Origin of the sequence: Clostridium sp. DMHC 10 (genome assembly GCF_001270375.1) — a bacterium.
Taxonomy (GTDB): Bacteria; Bacillota; Clostridia; order Clostridiales; family Clostridiaceae; genus Clostridium_S; species Clostridium_S guangxiense.
This window is the reverse complement of record NZ_LGVB01000015.1, coordinates 1,574,739-1,593,466: the sequence shown is the minus strand read 5'-3', so window position 1 is coordinate 1,593,466 and position 18,728 is coordinate 1,574,739. Positions and strand designations below refer to the sequence as shown.

General features: G+C 31.5%; 12 protein-coding genes, 1 tRNA gene and 4 pseudogenes. 15 read left to right on the top strand and 2 right to left on the bottom strand.

Going from position 1 to position 18,728, the window contains the following annotated elements:
• Window positions 1-2 precede the first annotated feature (2 nt).
• Window positions 3-1,322 carry a tRNA (N6-isopentenyl adenosine(37)-C2)-methylthiotransferase MiaB gene (gene miaB, locus AGR56_RS09750; RefSeq protein WP_053242097.1) on the bottom strand — a complete coding sequence of 440 codons (1,320 nt, stop codon included), beginning with the start codon at window positions 1,320-1,322 and terminating at the stop codon, window positions 3-5.
• 86 nt (window positions 1,323-1,408) lie between these two features.
• Here miaB and AGR56_RS09745 point away from each other — a divergent pair.
• The 9 genes and pseudogenes from AGR56_RS09745 (at window position 1,409) to disA (ending at window position 10,357) form a co-directional block, all read left to right on the top strand.
• Window positions 1,409-1,483 (top strand) — tRNA-Asn (locus tag AGR56_RS09745).
• A gap of 130 nt (window positions 1,484-1,613) precedes the next feature.
• Entirely contained in the window at window positions 1,614-1,850 is a 237-nt protein-coding gene (locus AGR56_RS09740; RefSeq protein WP_053242096.1) for a hypothetical protein, read from the top strand.
• Between the two features lie 107 nt (window positions 1,851-1,957).
• On the top strand, window positions 1,958-2,923 hold the full coding sequence (locus AGR56_RS09735; protein ID WP_053242095.1) for an ROK family protein: 966 nt from the start codon (window positions 1,958-1,960) through the stop codon (window positions 2,921-2,923).
• Window positions 2,924-3,107: 184 nt separating this feature from the next.
• A pseudogene (locus tag AGR56_RS09730) lies at window positions 3,108-3,564 on the top strand (CtsR family transcriptional regulator).
• 71 nt (window positions 3,565-3,635) lie between these two features.
• Window positions 3,636-4,163, top strand: a complete 528-nt coding sequence (locus AGR56_RS09725) for a UvrB/UvrC motif-containing protein (RefSeq protein ID WP_053242094.1) — start codon at window positions 3,636-3,638, stop codon at window positions 4,161-4,163.
• A gap of 1 nt (window position 4,164) precedes the next feature.
• Window positions 4,165-5,187, top strand: coding sequence for a protein arginine kinase (locus AGR56_RS09720; protein WP_053242093.1), 1,023 nt, complete (start codon window positions 4,165-4,167; stop codon window positions 5,185-5,187).
• Between the two features lie 10 nt (window positions 5,188-5,197).
• Window positions 5,198-7,639 carry an ATP-dependent Clp protease ATP-binding subunit gene (locus AGR56_RS09715; protein ID WP_053242092.1) on the top strand — a complete coding sequence of 814 codons (2,442 nt, stop codon included), beginning with the start codon at window positions 5,198-5,200 and terminating at the stop codon, window positions 7,637-7,639.
• A gap of 291 nt (window positions 7,640-7,930) precedes the next feature.
• Window positions 7,931-9,276, top strand: a pseudogene (gene radA / locus AGR56_RS09710) (DNA repair protein RadA).
• A gap of 67 nt (window positions 9,277-9,343) precedes the next feature.
• On the top strand, window positions 9,344-10,357 hold the full coding sequence (disA, locus tag AGR56_RS09705; protein WP_053242091.1) for a DNA integrity scanning diadenylate cyclase DisA: 1,014 nt from the start codon (window positions 9,344-9,346) through the stop codon (window positions 10,355-10,357).
• Window positions 10,358-10,450: 93 nt separating this feature from the next.
• On the opposite strand, the gene AGR56_RS09700 is transcribed toward disA, so the two are convergent.
• On the bottom strand, window positions 10,451-10,807 hold the full coding sequence (locus AGR56_RS09700) for a hypothetical protein (protein ID WP_053242090.1): 357 nt from the start codon (window positions 10,805-10,807) through the stop codon (window positions 10,451-10,453).
• A 392-nt stretch (window positions 10,808-11,199) separates the two neighbouring features.
• Between AGR56_RS09700 and AGR56_RS09695 the strand changes: the two genes are divergently transcribed.
• From AGR56_RS09695 to ilvC, 6 genes and pseudogenes are all read left to right on the top strand, one after another.
• Window positions 11,200-12,291, top strand: coding sequence for a PIN/TRAM domain-containing protein (locus AGR56_RS09695; RefSeq protein WP_053242089.1), 1,092 nt, complete (start codon window positions 11,200-11,202; stop codon window positions 12,289-12,291).
• Between the two features lie 27 nt (window positions 12,292-12,318).
• The gene (ispD, locus tag AGR56_RS09690) at window positions 12,319-13,002 is read left to right on the top strand and encodes a 2-C-methyl-D-erythritol 4-phosphate cytidylyltransferase (RefSeq protein ID WP_053242088.1); all 684 of its coding nucleotides are present in this window, start codon (window positions 12,319-12,321) and stop codon (window positions 13,000-13,002) included.
• 598 nt (window positions 13,003-13,600) lie between these two features.
• A pseudogene (locus AGR56_RS09685) lies at window positions 13,601-15,293 on the top strand (proline--tRNA ligase).
• 154 nt (window positions 15,294-15,447) lie between these two features.
• Window positions 15,448-16,846: pseudogene (gene cysS, locus AGR56_RS09680) on the top strand (cysteine--tRNA ligase).
• Between the two features lie 351 nt (window positions 16,847-17,197).
• The gene (gene ilvN / locus AGR56_RS09675) at window positions 17,198-17,698 is read left to right on the top strand and encodes an acetolactate synthase small subunit (RefSeq protein WP_231017322.1); all 501 of its coding nucleotides are present in this window, start codon (window positions 17,198-17,200) and stop codon (window positions 17,696-17,698) included.
• A gap of 34 nt (window positions 17,699-17,732) precedes the next feature.
• Window positions 17,733-18,725 carry a ketol-acid reductoisomerase gene (gene ilvC / locus AGR56_RS09670; RefSeq protein ID WP_053242086.1) on the top strand — a complete coding sequence of 331 codons (993 nt, stop codon included), beginning with the start codon at window positions 17,733-17,735 and terminating at the stop codon, window positions 18,723-18,725.
• Window positions 18,726-18,728: the final 3 nt, after the last annotated feature.

Below are 18,728 nucleotides of genomic sequence, written 5' to 3'. Positions count from 1 at the left end.
AATTAAATTTCTTCTCCTACCAAAGAAAAAGATTGAGCTTTTGTTATTTTTACGTTAATAAGTTTACCTATACTGTCCTCTGAAGCTGCAAAGTTAACAAGCTTACCTGTTCTTGTTCTTCCCATTAACTTTCCGTCATCATTTTTGCTTTTTCCTTCTACCAGAATTTGTACAATCTTACCTTCATATTCCTTGTTCTTTTCTGCGCATATTCTATTTACAACTTCTACCAATCTATTGAATCTTTCATGTTTTACATCTTCTGGAATTTGATCTTTAAGGTTTGCAGCAGGGGTACCTTCTCTTATTGAATAAAGGAAAGTAAATGCTGAATCATAGCCTACTTCTTCAACTAAGCTTAAAGTATCCTCAAAGTCTTTTTCAGTTTCTCCAGGAAAACCAACTATTATATCTGTAGTTATGGCTACATCTTTAATTTGTTCTTTTATTTTCTTAATTAAAGTCATATAGTAATCCCTGTCATAATGCCTGTTCATTTTTTTCATTATTTCTGAAGAACCAGATTGAACAGGTAAGTGTATGTGCTCACATACTTTATCACATTCTGCTACAGCTTTTATAACATCATCAGTTAAATCCTTTGGATGAGATGTCATAAATCTTATTCTTTCAAGACCCTCAATTTTATTTATCCTTCTTAAAAGTTCTGCAAAATTAATTTCCTCTTCAAGGCCTTTTCCATAAGAATTTACGTTTTGACCAAGTAGAGTTACTTCCTTGTATCCTTCCACAACTAGTTTTTTGATTTCATTTTCTATATCAGAAGGTTTTCTACTTCTTTCCCTTCCTCTTACATATGGAACTATGCAATATGTACAAAAATTATTGCAGCCATACATAATAGTTACGAAAGCTTTTATTTCACTATCTCTGTCAATTGGAAGACCTTCTATTATATCTTCTTCTTTATCCCATATTTCAAGTACTGACTTTCTATTTTCCTTAACTTCTTTTAAATATGAAGGGAACATTTGAATATTATGAGTTCCCATTATTATATCTACAAAAGGAAATCTCTTTTTTATATCCTCAGCCATTTTGTTTTCCTGCATCATGCAGCCGCATACCGTTATTATTAAATCTGGATTTTTTGCTTTAAGCTTTCTCAAAACTCCTAGATTTCCAAAAACCTTAAGCTCAGCATTTTCTCTAACACAGCAGGTATTAAATATAATAAGATCAGCTTCATTTTTATTATCAGTACTAGTGTAATCGAGTTTCTTTAGCATTCCTGAAAGTTTTTCGGAGTCTTCAGCATTCATTTGACAACCCCATGTTTCTATATAAAATTTATTACTCATATTTCCTCCTATTAAACATATAATATAAAATTTTATAAAACGTCAATTTAATATTATATCATATATATCTGATTATTGAAGAATATTCCGCGATAGCTCAACGGTGGAGCACTCGGCTGTTAACCGATAGGTTGAAGGTTCGAATCCTTTTCGCGGAGCCATTTTATTTTTTGAACTTTATATGAAAATTAAGGCTGATATACTTTGGTATATTGGCTTTTTGCTTATACATATTTTCAGTATTAATTGTAAACACTAACTAACGACAATATAAATTAAGGAGAGAAATTTATGGCAGAATATCATTTAGATATAAATGGTGGTGTTAAGTTAGGTGATTACAGTAGCATACATGATTATATGGAGTTCATTAATAAAAACGACAAGTTTACAATTATGATAGAAAAAAGTGACAAAAGAAACATAGATATAATATGTAGAATGTTGATAGATAATAAATTTAATATAAATAATTTAGATATAGATTGTAATGGCAAATATTACATTGAAGCATATAGAGATAAGTAATGGGTAGAGAATTACAACTTAAATTATAAGTAATAAAATCGTTTAAACTGTGATTAATTATGTGATATAATAAGATTAAAATTTTGATTTTATCTGGAGGAAGTAATATGGACAAGAATTATGTTATAGGAATAGATTTGGGAGGTACTAAAATAAGTGGTGCTGTTTCAAATTTACAAGGTGATATTTTATCACAATACACAACTCCTACTTTAGCTGAAGAAGGGGAAGAAGCAGTTTTAGATAGAATATTTAAAGTAATAGAAAAAATTATGAGTGATTCTAATAAAAGTTCTAAAGAAATTAAAGCAATAGGAATCGGTTCTCCTGGACCATTAGATGCTAAAAAAGGCATAATAATAACAACACCTAATTTGCCTTTTGAAAATTTTGCACTTGTTGAACCTATTGAAAATAAATTTGGCATACATACTTATTTAGATAATGATGCAAATGTAGCAGCTATAGGAGAATATATTTTTGGTGCAGGTAAAGGAACTAAAAATATGGTTTTCGTTACAGTAAGTACTGGTGTTGGTGGCGGAGCGATAATTAATGGTGATATATATAGAGGAAATACTAGTAATGCTTTAGAAATAGGACATACAACCTTAGTGGAGGATGGCCCTAGATGTAATTGTGGAAATTATGGATGCACAGAAGCACTCGCATCTGGAACGGCTATAGCTAAAAGAGCAAAAGAAGCTATAGAAAGTGGTGCAAAAACATCATTAACTAATTATGAAAAAGTTACATCTTATGAAGTATTCGTTGAAGCTAAGAAAGGAGACAAAGTTTCTGCTGATATAATTGATAAATGCTTGAATTATCTTGGAATATGTATAGCAAACATTGTAAATACTTTTGATCCTGAAATGGTAATAATAGGTGGTGGAGTTAGTAAAGCAGGAGATATTGTTTTTAATAAGGTTAAAGAGGTTGTAAATAGAAGAGCATTTAAGGCTATAGCAGAATCTTGCAACATAGTTCCAGCTGGACTTGGAACAGATGCAGGAGTGATAGGCGCTGTTGCATTGGCACTCTTAGAAAGCAAAAATCACGCAAACATATAGAAGAAAAATATTTTTTGATTTCTTATTAAGCGAAGCAATAATATTGAAGGAGCAATTTATCCCTTAGATTTATTAATTTTATTTAACGCTCCAAAATATTGTTGCTTTGTATGCTTGCATTTTTAAAAATAATATTATATAATAAGGTCAAAGAAAGTCAAAGGTAAAAGAAGGAGAGCTCGCTATGAGACTATCGGATATTATAGAAGCTTTTTTAAATGATATGTTAAATGAGGCTGACAAAAATGAACTTGAAATACAGAGAAATGAATTAGCTAATCATTTTAGTTGTGCCCCATCTCAGATAAATTATGTTTTAACCACTAGATTTACTACAGATAGAGGATATTATATAGAAAGTAGAAGGGGTGGTGGAGGATGTATTAAGATAAGGAAGGTAGATTATCAAGATAAGAAGTCGCTTGTTGATGCTATGATAGAGAAAATCGGAAATAGTATAACATATAATTCTGCACTTGGAATTATAAAAGTAATGCTGGATATGGATATTATAACTGAAAGAGAGAGTAATATAATAAAAAAGTTCTATAAATGATAGAACCTTATGCGATATTGTAGAAAATAGAAACAAAGTTAGAGCTGAAATTTTAAAATCAGCAGTATTAATTTTGTTATTATAAACAAATTTTTATGGGTTTAAGAAGAATAGTGGGCTTGCCAAAACCCGGTGTGTGTGAAAGGATGTGTTAATATGCTGTGTGAAGTATGTCATAAAAATCAAGCTAATGTTCATATTAAAAAAATAGTCAATGGAGAAAAAAAGGAGCTTCATGTATGTGAAAAATGTGCAAAGGAAGTAGAAGGCTTAGATATTAATTCAGATATGGAGTTTATATCACCTTTTTCATTTCAAAACATTCTAAGTGGAATCATGGACTATATTGGAACAGATTATCCTAATATGCAATCATCAGAGATTACTTGTGAAAATTGTGGAACAACTTATAGTGAGTTTAAGGAAAGCGGACTTCTTGGATGCAGCGAATGCTATAATAATTTTAGCTCAATGATAGAACCTGTTATAAGTAGAGTTCAGGGAAATGTGGTTCATAATGGTAAGATACCTAAAGAGTCTGGAAAAAAGATAATTAAGAGAAATAGGATCAATGAACTAAAGGCAGAACTCAAAAAGGCAGTTGCAGCAGAGGAATATGAAAAAGCTGCAAAGTTAAGGGATGAACTTAGAGCAATCAATCCGCCTAAGGGAGATGAAAAGTAGTATGGATAATTGGATTAATAGTAGTAATAAAGATAAAGGAGCTGTATTATCAAGTCGAATAAGATTTGCAAGAAATTTAAGAAAAATTCCTTTTCCTGACAAACTGTCAGATGAACAAGGCAAGCAAATCGTAGATAGTGTTAGCAGTAAGTTTTTGAGTGATGAAAATATAAAAGAAAAATTTAAATGCATATATTTGTGGCAAAATGACAAGAATTCAAATATAGAATATCTTGAGAGACATTTAATAAGTAGAAAGCTTATAGAAAATAAAAATAAATCAGCATTCATAATAAATGAAAATGAAACCGTAAGCATAATGTTAAATGAAGAAGATCATGTAAGACTTCAAGGAATATCTAGTGGATTTAATTTAATGAATGTATATGATGAGTTAAATAAAATAGATGATATTTTAGAAAAGAGTGTTGATTATGCCTTCGATGAAAAACTTGGGTATTTAACAGCATGCCCAACCAATTTAGGTACAGGAATGAGGGCATCAGTTATGGTTCATCTACCTGCATTATCTATGAATAATGAGATGAACGGAGTACTAAATGTTTTAACTCAAATAGGAATAACTATAAGGGGAATGTTTGGAGAAGGTTCTAGAGCTTTAGGAGATTTATATCAAATATCAAATCAAATTACACTTGGCATAAGTGAAATTGATATAATATCTAATTTAAATGCTGTAGTGAATCAAATATTAAATCAAGAAAAATTGTCTAGGGAACAGATTATGAAAAATTATAAATATGAACTTGAGGATAAAATATATAGGTCATTAGCAATATTAAAGAATGCGGTGATCCTAGATAAAGACGAATTTTTAAAATTAATATCTTCGGTTAGAATGGGAGTTGAAATGGGTATTATAAAGGATATTGATATTGGAAAACTAGATACACTTCTTATTAACGCCCAAACTGCTAGTCTTAAAAGGATTTACAACAAAAATTTATCTGATAAAGAAGAAGACATAATGCGGGCAGATTATGTTAAAAATAGTTTAAGGTAGGTGAATAAATATGATGTTTGGAAGATTTTCTGATAGAGCACAGAAAATAATATACTTTGCTCAAGAAGAAGCTCAAGGTTTTCAACATGGCTATGTTGGAACTGAGCATATATTGCTAGGAATTCTACGTGAGGAAGGTAAGGCAAAAGATATTTTAAATAATGCTGGAGTAGCAATGCAAAATGTAAAACAGCTTGTAGAAGAATATGAGGGGAAAGGTGATATGGAGTTATATAGAAATGAAATTCCACTTACACCTAGAACTAAGAGACTTTTAGAATTAAGCTTATTAGAAGCTAGAAATTTAAATCATAACTATATAACTCCAGAGCATATACTTCTTGCATTAATAAGAGAAGGAGAAGGTGTTGCGTTTACTATTTTAGCTAATTTAGGTGTGGATTTTGAAAGACTTAGAAAAGAAATTTTGGATAGCCTAACAGGAGAAGCAGCAGCGGATAGTCCTAAAGCTTCGACTAAGGAATCCCATGATACACCTACTTTGGATAAGTTCGGAAGAGATCTTACTCAAATGGCTGCAGAAGGTAAATTAGATCCTGTTATAGGAAGAGATCAAGAAACCCAAAGAATACTTGAAATTTTATGTAGAAGGACTAAAAATAATCCATGCTTAATAGGTGATCCTGGAGTTGGTAAAACTGCTATTGCAGAAGGATTGGCTGAAAAAATAGTTTCTGGGAATATACCAGAGATACTCAAAAATAAGAGGGTTGTTACCTTAGATATGTCTTCAATGGTTGCGGGTTCTAAATATAGAGGAGAATTTGAAGAAAGACTTAAAAAGGTAATGGAAGAAATAACAAAAGCAAAAAATGTTATACTATTTATTGATGAAATTCATACTATAATTGGAGCAGGAGGAGCGGAAGGCGCAATAGATGCATCAAATATTTTAAAACCTTCTCTTGCAAGAGGCGAAATACAATGTATAGGTGCAACTACTATTGATGAGTATAGAAAGTATATAGAAAAGGATGTAGCGTTAGAAAGAAGATTCCAGCCATTAACTGTTGGAGAGCCAACTAAAGAAGAGGCTATACAAATATTAAAAGGTCTCAGAGATAAGTATGAAGCTCATCATAGAGTAAAAATTACAGATGAGGCAATAGAGGCAGCTGTAAATCTTTCAGATAGATATATTACAGATAGATATCTTCCAGATAAAGCTATAGATTTAATTGATGAAGCTGGAGCAAGAGTTAGAATACAAAATCTCACAGCACCGCCAGATTTAAAGAGCCAAGAGGAAGAGCTTGAAAAGGCCACTAAAGAAAAGGCAGATTCTATAAGACAGCAGGATTTTGAAAAAGCAGCTAAGCTGAGAGATAAAGAAAAAGAATTAAGAGCAAAAATTGACGATTTAAAGAAAAACTGGCAGACTAAAAATGATGTTAATAGTCATATTGTTGGAGAAAAACAAATAGCCACTGTTGTAGCAAAATGGACTAATATTCCTGTTGAGAAGCTCACGGAAAAAGAAGCAGAAAGACTTTTAAAACTTGAGGAAATACTTCATAAAAGAGTAGTTGGTCAGAATGAAGCCGTAGAATCAGTGTCAAGAGCTGTTAGAAGAGCAAGAGTTGGACTTAAAGATCCAAAAAGGCCAATAGGTTCATTTATATTTTTGGGACCTACAGGAGTTGGAAAAACTGAGCTTTCAAAAGCACTTGCAGAAGCCATGTTTGGTGATGAAAATAGCATAATTAGAATAGATATGTCTGAATACATGGAAAAGCATACGGTATCAAGACTTGTAGGATCGCCTCCAGGATATGTTGGATATGATGAAGGTGGTCAACTTACAGAAAAAGTACGTAGAAAACCATATTCAGTAGTTTTATTCGATGAAATAGAAAAAGCACATCCAGATGTATTTAACATTCTTCTTCAAATATTAGAAGATGGAAGATTAACTGACGGTAAGGGAAAAACTGTAGATTTCAAAAATACTATTGTAATAATGACTTCAAATGTTGGAGCATCAACTATAAAGAAGCAAAAAACTATGGGATTTTCAACTTCAAAAGGTGAAGAAAAAGAACAGTATGACAAGATGAAGGAAAATATAATGGAGGAATTAAAGAGATCATTTAGACCAGAATTTTTAAATAGAATAGATGATATAATTGTATTCCACCAGCTTGAAGAAAAAGATTTAAGACAGATAGTAAAACTTATGCTTAATTCTGTTGAAAAAAGGTTAGAAGAGCAGAATATAAAAATACACTTTAACGATGCTGCGCAAAATTTACTTGCTAAACAGGGCTTTGATCCAACATATGGAGCAAGACCTCTTAGAAGAACTATAATGAAGACAGTTGAAGATGAAATATCAGAAGCTATATTAAAAGGTGAAATTAGCAAGGAAGACAATATACTTGTTGGAGTGGATGAAAATAAAAAATTCACCTATAGCAAGCAAAATAGTTAAAGGTACTATGTTTAAAGAAATATTGATAAGATTAAGGAAGCTTTGCTTTAAATAAGATTAAAGAGCAATACTTATTTGAACAAAACCTAAAATTAGAATATTAGTTTTAGCCATCTCAAAACGATATTATTGATTTAATTTTGAGATGGTTATTTTTTAGAATATCGAAGGCACCGTGAGATTATATAAGTTAACTGTTAAAAGTTATACTAATATAATATGGAGAAATCACTATAAAAATATATGTTAAATAGGTTATAATTATAAGTAGGTAAAAGAGAGGTGATAAGTATGGCAAAAAATAAGAGCTTTTTCATATGTCAGAAATGCGGATATGAATCACTAAAATGGCTTGGGAAATGTCCCGCGTGCGACAGTTGGAATAGTTTTGTTGAAGAAGAAAAAGAAGAAAGAAAGCCAGAAAAAATTTAAATTTAAAAAACACACCCAAATGTATAATTAATATAAAATCGGGAGAATATGAAAGATATAATACTAATATAAATGAACTTAATAGAGTATTAGGGGGAGGACTTGTTAGAGGCTCCATAACATTAATATCTGGAGCACCTGGAATAGGTAAATCGACTCTTCTTCTTCAAGCTTGTCAAGGAATAGCAGAAAAACATGGTAAAGTTTTATATATTTCAGGCGAAGAATCAGAAGAGCAGATAAAAATGAGAGCTGATAGGTTGAATGTAGTTTCACCTAATTTATACATACTGTCAGAGACAAATATGGAAACTATAGAAGCTCAAGTAGAAAGCGTTAAGCCAATATTTGTAATAGTTGATTCTATACAAACTTTATATAAATCTACGTTGACATCTGCCCCGGGAAGTGTATCACAGGTTAGAGAATGTGCAAATGATATTATGAGAATAGCCAAGACGGGCAATATTCCATTTTTTATCGTAGCTCATGTTACAAAGCAGGGAGAGCTTGCAGGACCAAGGGTTTTAGAGCATATAGTGGATACAGTTTTATCTTTTGAAGGAGAGAGAACAGAGGAATTTAGAATACTTAGGACTATAAAAAATAGATTTGGAACTACTAGCGAGATCGGTGTATTTGAAATGCTTGAAAGTGGTCTCGGTGAAATATACAATCCGTCCAGCGTTTTTCTTGAAGAAACTAATTTCAATCAAGAAGGTTCTATAGTAATAGGAATCATGGAAGGAAGTAGACCGATACTTGTGGAAGTTCAAGCATTAGTTTCTAAAACAAATGCGGTTATGCCAAGAAGAACTGCCGTAGGGGTAGATACCTCAAGGTTAAATTTAATATTGGCTGTTCTTGAAAAAAAATTAAAAATACCCTTTTACAATTCAGATGTATATGTTAATGTTGTAGGTGGGCTTAATATCGAAGGAACATATGGAGACTTAGGTATAGCACTTGCATTAATTTCTAGTGCTAAAGGAATACCTATTAAGTTGAATAAAACTATTGCAGTTGGAGAAGTTGGACTTACTGGAGAAGTGAGACCTATTTCATTTTGCGATAGACTTATAAATGAAGCTGATAAAATGGGATTCCAAAATATACTTGTACCTAAAAGAAATGTTGAAAAAAACAATACTATAAATGGTATAGGAATCTCTTCATTGAAAGAGGCAATAAATAAAGTTTTTTAAGGGTGATGATTTGTGAGTAATGCAAGATTAAAAAAAGACAAAGAACTTTTTAGATATTCTTAAAATTATGGCGCCTGGTACTGCATTAAGAGAAGGACTTGAAAATATATTGAGAGCAAAAACAGGAGGACTTGTAGTTTTAAGCGATAATGAACAGGTATTAAAACTCATGGATGGTGGGTTTAAAATAAATTCGGAGTATAGTTCATCGTATATATATGAACTTGCTAAAATGGATGGAGCTATTGTTTTAAGTAGCGATCTCAAGAGAATATTAAGTGCTAATGTGCAACTTATACCGGATTCTTCCATTCCAACATTTGAAACAGGTACGAGACATAGAACGGCACAAAGGGTTGCAAAGCAAACAGGAGCTATTGTTGTTGCTATTTCTCAGAGAAGAAATGTAATTACAATTTATAAAGGTGATATAAAATATGCACTTAGGGACAGCAGTATTATACTTGCCAGAGCTAATCAAGCATTGCAGACGCTTGGAAAATACGTTTCTGTATTGGAAAGAGTTGTTAATAATTTGAATTTATTAGAAGTTCAGGATTTGGTAACACTACTTGATGTTGTAACAGCAGTACAGAGAACAGAGATGGTAATGAGAGTTGTTACTGAAATTGAAAGGTATATATGTGAGCTTGGAAATGAAGGTAGACTTATTTCAATGCAGCTAATCGAATTAATTAGAAATGTGGAGCAAGATGGTATCTTTATAATAAGAGATTATTGTAAGGATGGTGTAGAGTACAATGATATTTATAAACAAATTCAAAACATGTCATCACAGGACTTTTTAGAACTTGAATCTATATCAAAAGTTTTAGGGTATAATGGAGTACCTCTTGTTGATACACTAATATCACCTAAAGGATATAGAATGACTAGTAAAATACCTAGAATACCGGTTAATGTAATTGAAAATATGGTTAAGCATTTTAAAGGATTAAAGAGAATAATGGAGGCATCCTATGAAGAACTTGATAAAGTAGAAGGAATAGGAGAGGCTAGAGCAAAAGCCATAAAAAATGGACTTAGAAGATTAAGAGAGCAGTTTATATTAGATAATTAATTATAAAGGTTAAGGTGATAAGTTATATAACTAAGGTTATTTTTGGAAATAACCTTAATTTATAACTTATTACATATTAAATTCAATATAATTTTATCTAAATGTATATTTTCCAAGGGTATCAATCTTATTGTATTCCTTTAGCATAATGTCATATAAATTTATATCAAGAGAATTGCAAAGTGCAGCTAAATAAAATAGGTTATTGCCTATCTCCCCTTCAATAATATCTCTGCAATTTTCACATAAATTACCTTTTATGCTTGATTTTGAGTTCTTGTTTAAAATTTCAATGTCTTCAATGTTAAAGTCTTTTGGCAGATGAACTTTTTTTGCTTGAATTTCTATACATCCGCAGTTAGTTGCAGACTTGGCCACGGCTCTATTGATTCTTGCCTGAGATTCTTGAAGTTTTGTCATTATGTCAAGTAAACTTCTATGTCTTAACAAGGATTCATTTACAGAGTTTTGAAAATCATCAAAAAATTACATCTTTCACTAGGCTTCATCTCCTTATAAAGATTTTTCCACATGCCTACAAAATAATTATAAAATCATTTAGATGATTTTGTCAATAATATAAATTAGGACTAAATGTAACGTAGATGCTATGTGAATATGAAAATGTTTACCACAAGATATATAATAAATCAATTATGATTAATTTACTAGGGGGATATAAAATGAAATAAATGCAAAAGATGCTTTGAATTATTAATATAAACATATTTTGATGTTGAAAATGAGCACTGTTTAGAGTATATTTAAAATAAGATATTTTTTACAAAAAAAGATTTAAATTTACCAAAATAGGTAATAATTAATAAAGGAGGTGTCATGTGGTGGTAAAAAAGATATTAAGAGGACTTTTTACACTTATAGGTTTAATTGTAGGGTATCTTATAGGTGCTGCAGTTTTAAAGGGAAAATATTTTTCGCAAATTAATTACATGAGCACTAATACTGTTTACAAGGTATTATTTTTAGTTTTTTGTGTACTGGTTTTTGGTATTATATTTTTTATAATATCTCCATGGATTAATTCTCTTATAATAAAGCTTATGGATTATATAGAAAATAATATTCAAAAGGTTCCAGGAACTGAGATGTTATTTGGTACGGTTGGAGGAATAATAGGACTTATAATTTCTTCACTTGTACTAAGTGTTTTTTCTAGAATTTCTGTGTTATGGTCGATAATATCTATTGTTGTAGATATTATTACAGCTGTTATATTTGCAGATATTACTATAAAAAAGAGAGAAGAACTTATAGCTTTTTTTTATAGTCTTAAAAGAACAGGTTTATCAAAAGAAAAAAAATCAAAGGTAATTTCAAAAGGTACTCCTAAGGTATTGGATACCTCAGTTATAATAGATGGACGAATATTTGATATATGCCAAACAGGATTTATTGAGGGAACTCTTATTATCCCTAATTTTGTTCTTCAAGAATTGAGACATATAGCAGATTCTTCAGATGCCTTAAAAAGAAATAGAGGACGAAGAGGCCTTGACATATTAAATAAAATTCAGAAGGAATTAAGCATCAATGTTGAAATGTACGAAAAAGATTTCCCGGATATAGAGGAAGTTGATGCTAAACTTTTAAAGTTAGCTCAGGTTTTAAATGGAAAGGTAATTACAAATGATTATAACTTAAACAAAGTAGCAGAATTTCAAGGTGTCCCAGTGCTCAATATAAATGAATTAGCTAATGCAATTAAACCAGTAGTTCTTCCAGGAGAGGAAATGGTAATTCAGATTGTTAAGGATGGCAAGGAATCTGGACAAGGAATTGCTTATCTTGATGACGGTACAATGATAGTTGTTGAGGGCGGTAAGAAACATATAGGAGAAACACTTGAAGTAACTGTTACATCTGTACTTCAAACCGCAGCAGGAAGAATGATATTTGCGAAACGTAAAGAATAGAAAATTAGATTAAGGGGTAATAAATCAATGAATTGTGCAATTATCATGGCTGCAGGAAAAGGAAAAAGGATGAAGGCAGGTATAAACAAGCAGTTTATTCTTCTGAAAAATAAACCAATTTTATCGTATACGATAGATAAATTCCAAAAAAATTCATCTATTGATGAAATTATAATTGTAGCGGCTCCGGATGAAATAGATTTCTGTAGAAATGAAATAGTTTACAAATATAATTTTAGCAAGGTGAAAAAGATTGTTTGTGGAGGTAAGGAAAGACAAGATTCTGTTTTAAATGGTCTTATGGCTGCAAAGGGAAGTGATATTGTTCTTATACATGATGGGGCTAGACCTTTTGTAGATAATAGGATAATAGATGAAGGAATAGAATATGCTAAGATTTATGGTGGTGCAGCTTGTGGAATGACGCCAAAAGATACAATAAAGGTTAGAAGTATGGATGGATTTTCAGAGAGAACCATTGATAGGAGCAAATTGTTTTGTGTTCAAACTCCTCAGTGCTTTAGATATGAAGAAATTTTAAAAGCACATCTATATGCTAAAGAGAATAATATAACTGCGACAGATGATACTATGCTTTTTGAAACGTTATCAAATAAAGTTTATCTTTATGGTGGTAGTTACAACAATATTAAGATAACTACTCCAGAAGATTTATATTCTGCTGAAAAACTTGCGAATTCTGGCTATTAGAGATTATGTAGTTTCACTATAATATTAGCATATTGACACAGATTGTGTTAAAAGGTATAATTTTAAATTAAGAAAAAATAATATAAAAAACTGTGATAAAGACTAGTAGAAGCTTAAAAATATATTCAGAGAGAAAGTCCATGGCTGAAAGATTTTCAACTTAGTTTCGAACCTACTTTGGAGTTGTATAAAGATAAACCACCTTGAAACTTAAAATTTATTTGTACCAAAATGCCGTCTTCTAGGCATTATGGTGCACATAAATTTTAATAGTTGAAACGGTTTATCTATAAAAGTGAAAACATTGTGAAACTTCAAAATTAATTTGTACCAAAATGCTATCTTCTGAGCATTATGGTGCAAATTGATTTTGGTAGTTGAGCTGATTTCACTATAAAATACCGGGAAAACCGTTATCTTAATGAGTACAAATTTAGGTGGTACCGCGAAAACTCGCCCTAATCTTTAGGGGGAGTTTTTTATATTGGTAAATTGTGCACTGATTTAAGTGTTATCAAAATATTTCAAGTAATTTAAAGCTTGCAGGTAATTTGAAAATATATACATAAATAAAAAGTTTGTAGGAGGAGTTACTATAATGAAAATGTCAAATATGTTAATGCTAACTTTAAGGGAGACCCCAGCAGAAGCAGAAATAGAAAGCCATAAGCTTATGCTTAGATCGGGTATGATAAGAAAGATGGCTTCAGGAGTATATAATTATATGCCCTTGGACTTAAAGTATTAAAAATATTGAGAATATAGTAAGAGAAGAAATGAATAATGCAGGAGCACAAGAATTTTTAGCATCTGCTCTTTTACCTTCAGAGCTTTGGAAAGAGTCTGGAAGATGGGAAGTTTTTGGACCTGAGATGTTTAAATTAAATGATAGAAATGAAAGAGAGTTTTGCCTTGGACCAACTCATGAAGAAGTTTTTACTGATTTGGCTCGAAATGAAATAAAATCATACAAACAACTCCCAGTTAATCTATATCAGATTCAAACTAAATATAGAGATGAGAGAAGACCAAGATTTGGAATGATTCGTTCAAGAGAATTTGTAATGAAAGATGCATATAGCTTTGATAAGGATTATGAAGGTTTGGATGTATCCTATGATAAAATGTACGAAGCTTACACTAAAATATTTAAAAGATGTAACGTTGAGTGCAAGGCTGTAGCAGCAGATTCAGGTGCAATGGGGGGATCAGGTTCAGCAGAATTCATGGTTAAATCAGAAATTGGTGAAGATGAAGTTGCATTTTGCAAAGAATGTGATTATGCAGCTAACATTGAAAAAGCACCATGTACTCCAGAAAAGGAACAGGAGGAGGAGCTTAAAGATTTATCAAAAGTAGAAACACCACATGCTAAAACAATAGACGATCTAGTTAAATTTTTTAATACTGATTCAAAAGGATTCGTAAAGACAATAATATATAAAGCAGATGATAAAGTTGTTGCAGTAATGGTTAGAGGAGACAGAGAAGTAAATGAAACAAAAGTAAAGAATGCAGTTGGAGCTCCAGTTGAATTTGAACTTGCAGATGAAAAAACAGTTAAAACTGTTACAGGGGCAGCAGTAGGGTTTGCAGGACCAATAGGCATTAAAGTAGATTATCTATTTGTGGATAACGAAGTTACATTTATGTATAATTTTATTGTTGGAGCGAATGAAACAGGATATCATTTTTCAAATGTAAACTATGGCAGAGATTTTGAAGGAACTGTTGGGGATTTTAGGAATGCAGTAGAAGGAGAAAAATGTCCTAAATGCGGAAAGGAACTTACTATAGCAAGAGGTATAGAGGTAGGACATATATTTAAACTGGGAACTAAGTATTCTGAATCAATGGGAGCATATTTTGTAGACGAAAATGGAGAAAATAAGCCTCTTATTATGGGATGCTATGGAATTGGAATAAATAGAACTATGGCGGCTGTTATAGAGCAGCATCATGATGAAAATGGAATAGTTTGGCCAATGTCAGTAGCACCATATAAGGTTATTGTTATTCCAGCTGTGTTTAAAAATGAAGAACAAATGAAGACGGCAGAAAAGATATATAATGAAATAAGAGCTTTAGGAATAGAAGTATTACTTGATGATAGAAACGAAAGAGCAGGCGTTAAATTTAAAGATGCCGATTTGATAGGGATACCTGTGAGAATTACAGTTGGAAAGAAAATAGGCGATGGAATAGTTGAATTTAAACTTAGAAAAAATGACAATGTGGAAGAGGTAGCATTGGATTCGTTGATAGAAAAAGTGAAACAAGAACTTAAATAAAGATAGATAACATGAAACTTAAAAATTCCAAGTTTATCCTTGCAAATTCGAATTTAACAGGATAAATTTCGTATTACCAGTTTTAACCTGTTAGCTCGCTTATCTATAGTTGAGTAGTATAGGTTTAAATTACAAATAAAAAAGGAGGAAAAAAATGAAAATATTTAATACAATGACACGGCAAAAAGAAAAGTTTGTACCTATTACACCAGGCGAGGTCAAGATGTATGTATGCGGTCCTACGGTATATGACTTCTTTCATATAGGGAATGCTAGAACTTTTGTTGTATTTGATACTGTAAGAAGATATCTTGAGTATAAAGGATATAAAGTTTCTTATATTCAAAATTTTACAGATATAGATGACAAACTAATAAAGAGAGCGAATGAAGAAGGAACTACACTTAAAGAATTGGGAGAAAGATTTATAGGAGAATATTACAAAGATGCAGATGCACTTCATATAGAGAGAGCCACTTGCAATCCAAGAGCAACCGAATTTGTGCAGGAAATAATAAGATTTATAAGTGATTTGATTGAAAGGGGATACGCCTATGAAGTTGATGGAGATGTGTATTTTAATACAAAATCCTTCAAAGGGTATGGAAAACTTTCGGGACAAAATCTTGAGGATCTTCAATCAGGAGCTAGAATAGGTGTAGATGAAAGAAAGCAAGATCCGATGGATTTTGCTTTATGGAAAAATAAAAAACCAGGAGAACCAGCATGGGAAAGTCCATGGGGTGAGGGAAGACCTGGTTGGCATATAGAATGCTCATGCATGTCATCTAAGCTTTTGGGAGAGACTATAGATATACATGCAGGTGGGATGGATTTGGTTTTTCCCACATCATGAAAATGAGATAGCTCAAAGTGAAGCAAGAAGTGGAAAAAAATTTGCTAATTACTGGATGCATTCAGCATACTTAAATATAAATAATAAAAAAATGTCAAAATCACTTAAAAACTTTTTTACAACTAGAGAGATTTTGGAAGAATATGATGCTGAAGTTGTTAGGATGTTTTTATTATCAGCACAATATAGAACACCACTTAATTTTACTAAAGAATTATTAAATTCCGCAAAGCTTTCTATGGAAAGATTGTATAATTCAATTTCAAATTTGGAAAGTTTATATGATGAGGTAAAGAATGAAAAGGTAACTGATGAAGAATCAAAATATATTAAAGTAATAGATGAATATAAAGAAAAGTTTGAAAGCAGAATGGATGACGATTTTAATACAGCAGATGCTATATCGGTTATATTTGAGTTAATTAAAGATGTAAATATTAACATCAATATTAATTCATCAAAAGAATTGATAAGATATGCACTTGATACTATAAGGAATTTAGGAAGGCCTCTTGGAATTTTACAGAAGACTACTAAGAAGACTATTGAGGATGAAGTAGAAGAATTAATTCAAAAGAGACAAGAAGCAAGAAAAAATAAGGATTTTAAGCTTGCAGATAAAATAAGGGATGATTTAAGTGCTAGAGGCATAGTACTTGAGGATACTAAGGCTGGAGTAAGATGGAAATATAAATAGGGTTCATAAAGTACAATTTGCAGTGCATAGTTAATGTTGATTTTTCTTCATTGGATTACAGAAAATCTTGAATTAAGAGTATAGGGACAACACATAGCTTTATATAAAAAATAAATCTATGTGTTGTCCCTAAATTTTTATTTTCCGTAGAGAATCGGAGAAAAATATTCCTTAATTGAGAACTGCACACTGTACACTATAAATTGATAAAGTATTAAATACATATACCACTTTTTTGTATTATGTTAAAAATGAAATCAAAAAACTAATATATTGCAAAAACTCTCCAAATCGTTGACAATTAACTTGCTAGATGGTAAATTCTTAGAAAACATATCTTACAGGCAAGAGGTGATAGCATTGAATCCTTATGTATTATCAGTACTTGTAGATAATAATCCTGGTGTACTTACAAGAGTATGTGAGCTCTTTAATAGGAGGGGTTATAATCTTGAAAGTGTTACAGCAGGCGTTACAGAAAATGAAAAAGTATCAAGACTTACTTTGATTTCTAAAATGAATGATGAAGAAGAAGTGGGGCAGTTAATTAAACAAATTAAAAAATTAGAAGACGTACACAAAGTTATACTCTTAAATGATTCGGAAGCAGTGTGCAAAACTATAATGTTCATAAAAGTGACTGCAAAAGGGGCTGCAAGGCAGGAGATTCTAAACTGTGTAAATATCTTTAGAGCAGCTGTAGTAGATGTAACAAATGAAACATTGACAATAGAGATAACGGGTGACAGCAATAAAATTGAGGCATTTAAAGAGCTTTTGAATCCATATGGAATAATAGAAGTAGTAAGTAGTGGCTTCATAGCTATACAAAGAGGTATAAAATCAATATAAAATATAAATAATAAAATATTTAGGGGGCTTTACAATGGCAAAAGTATATTATGAACAAGATTGTAATCTTGATTATTTGAAAGGTAAGAAAGTTGCTGTAATAGGTTACGGAAGTCAAGGACATGCACATGCACTTAATTTACATGAAAGCGGTGTAGATGTTGTAGTTGGCTTATATGAAGGAAGTAAATCATGGGCTAAGGCAGAAGCTGCAGGTTTAACAGTAAAAACTTCCGCAGAAGCAGCTAAGGAAGCTGACATTATAATGATTTTAATAAACGATGAAAAACAGGCTAAGCTTTACAAAGAAAGCATTGAACCTAATCTTGCAGCAGGAAAAGCATTAGTATTTGCACATGGTTTTGCAATACATTTTGGACAGATAGTTCCACCATCAGATGTTGATGTATTCTTAATTGCTCCTAAAGGACCTGGTCATACCGTAAGAAGTCAATTTTTAGAAGGACACGGAGTTCCATGTCTTATAGCAATTCATCAAAATGCTACAGGTCAAGCTAAAGAAGTTGCTCTCGCTTATGCATTAGGAATAGGAGGAGCAAGAGCCGGAGTTATAGAAACTTCATTTAAAGAAGAAACTGAAACTGATTTGTTTGGAGAGCAAGCTGTTTTATGTGGAGGAGTTACAGCACTTATTCAGGCCGGTTTTGAAACTTTGGTAGAAGCAGGATATCAACCAGAAATGGCATATTTTGAATGTTGTCACGAAATGAAATTAATAGTTGATTTAATTAACCAGGGCGGACTTAACTTAATGAGATATTCAATAAGTGACACCGCTGAATATGGAGATTACATTACAGGTGAAAAGATTATAACTGAAGATACTAAAAAGGCAATGAAATCAGTTTTGAAAGATATACAGAACGGCACATTTGCAAGAAATTGGCTTCTTGAAAATCAAATTGGTAGACCGTATTTTAATGCTTCAAAGAAAGCACATGCGGAACACCAAATTGAAAAAGTTGGAGCTGAACTTAGAAAAATGATGTCTTGGATGAGAAAGTAACTG